This window comes from Streptomyces sp. SID14436, assembly GCF_010548465.1.
Taxonomy (GTDB): domain Bacteria; phylum Actinomycetota; class Actinomycetes; order Streptomycetales; family Streptomycetaceae; genus Streptomyces.
In genome coordinates this window covers 1-1649 of the sequence record NZ_JAAGMD010000688.1, presented here as the reverse complement: position 1 = coordinate 1649, position 1649 = coordinate 1, and the positions used below count along the sequence as shown (strand labels likewise).

Sequence of the window (1649 nt, the reverse complement as noted above, 5' to 3'; positions counted from 1 at the left end):
GTCCGCGCCGCCGGTGCGGCGGGGGGTACGGCGGCACGCGCTGCCGGCGGTCGTCCTGCTGTGCGTGCTGGCCTTCCTGGCCTGGCAGCGCCTCGGCCCGGACCTGGCGGTGCGGGACGCGGCGGTCACGGCCCGGCCGGCCACGGTGCGCTGCGAGGGCACCGCGGACCTCGTCGGCACCGTGACGACGAACGGCCGCCCCGGGATGCTGACCTACCGCTGGACCCGCAGCGACGGCACCTCCTCGGGCGTGCTCCGCGAGGAGCTGCCCCGGGGCCGGACGCAGGCACGGCTGCACCTGCTGTGGAGCTTCGAGGGCCGCGGCCGCTACGAGGGGCACGCCGAACTTCGCCTGCTGACGCCGGTCGAGCGCACGGCACGGGTGGACGTCGCCTACGACTGCCGCTGACCCCGCCCCCCGGGACCTCAGGGGCAGCGGACGACCTGGCCCGCGTAGGACAGGTTGCCGCCGAAGCCGAACAGCAGGACGGGGTCGCCGGTGCTCACCTCTCCCCGTTCCACCAGCTTGGACAGGGCGAGCGGGATGCTGGCGGCGGAGGTGTTGCCGGACTCGGTGACGTCCCGGGCGACGACGGCGTCGACCGCGCCGAGGCGGGCGGCGAGCGGCTCGATGATCCGCAGGTTGGCCTGGTGCAGCACCACCCCGGCCAGCTCCTCGGGGGCCAGTCCGGCCTTCTCGCACGCCTGGCGGGCGACGACGGGCAGCTGGGTGGCCGCCCAGCGGTAGACGCTCTGCCCCTCCTGGGCGAAGCGCGGCGGGGTGCCCTCGATGCGCACCGCGTGCCCCATCTCGGGGACGGACCCCCACAGCACGGGCCCGATGCCGGCTTCGTCCGCCGCCTCCACGACGGCCGCCCCCGCCCCGTCGCCGACGAGCACGCAGGTGGAGCGGTCGGTCCAGTCCGCCACCTCGGACATCTTGTCCGCCCCGATCACCAGGGCCCGGCTCGCCGCACCGGCCCGCACGGCGTGGTCGGCGGTGGCCAGCGCGTGGGTGAAGCCGGCGCACACGACGTTGAGGTCCAGGGCGGCGGGGCCGGGGATGCCGAGCCGGGCGGCGACCCGGGCGGCCATGTTGGGCGAGCGGTCGATGGCGGTGGACGTGGCCACCAGCACCATGTCGATGTCCGCGGCCGTCCGGCCGGCCGCCGCGAGGGCCTTGCCGGCGGCCTGGGCGGCCAGTGCGTCCACGGGTTCGTCGGGTCCGGCGATGTGGCGGGTGCGGATGCCCACGCGGCTCGTGATCCACTCGTCGCTGGTGTCCACCATGCCCGCGAGGTCCTCGTTGGTGAGCACCCGGGCGGGCTGGTAGTGGCCGACGGCGGCGATGCGCGAGCCGATCATGGGCGGTCCCCTCATGGGTCGGAAGCGGGATCCCTCAGTCTGATCAGTGACTCACGGGTACGAGTGCAGGTGAAGCGACAGGAATCGGGCCCCGGTGTTGTCGGCTTCCACCCCGGCCCGGCGCGGGGTCACAGGCGGCGACCATCCGTGCGGCGGCAGCCACCACGGACGCGTCCCGGACGGCCGGAACCGGGGCACCCGCCCCGGAGCGGCCCGGACGGCCGAGACCGGGGCCCGCCCCGGAGCGGCCCGGCTGCCGGGGCCGCCTCCCGGGGCCGCTCCCC

General features: G+C 76.4%; 1 protein-coding gene and 1 pseudogene. One reads left to right on the top strand and one right to left on the bottom strand.

From position 1 onward, the window contains the following. Nucleotides 1-409 (top strand): annotated as a pseudogene (locus tag G3I53_RS24930) (hypothetical protein); the annotation flags it as partial. 17 nt (nucleotides 410-426) lie between these two features. On the opposite strand, the gene G3I53_RS24925 reads toward G3I53_RS24930, so the two are convergent. Continuing rightward, complete coding sequence (locus tag G3I53_RS24925) at nucleotides 427-1365, bottom strand: beta-ketoacyl-ACP synthase III (RefSeq protein ID WP_164335883.1); 939 nt, start codon at nucleotides 1363-1365, stop codon at nucleotides 427-429. Nucleotides 1366-1649 lie beyond the last annotated feature (284 nt).

Bases quoted from the DNA above. Each gene is read 5' to 3' on its own strand.
- G3I53_RS24925 (WP_164335883.1), bottom strand. From the start codon at position 1,365: ATGATCGGCTCGCGCATCGCCGCCGTCGGCCACTACCAGCCCGCCCGG.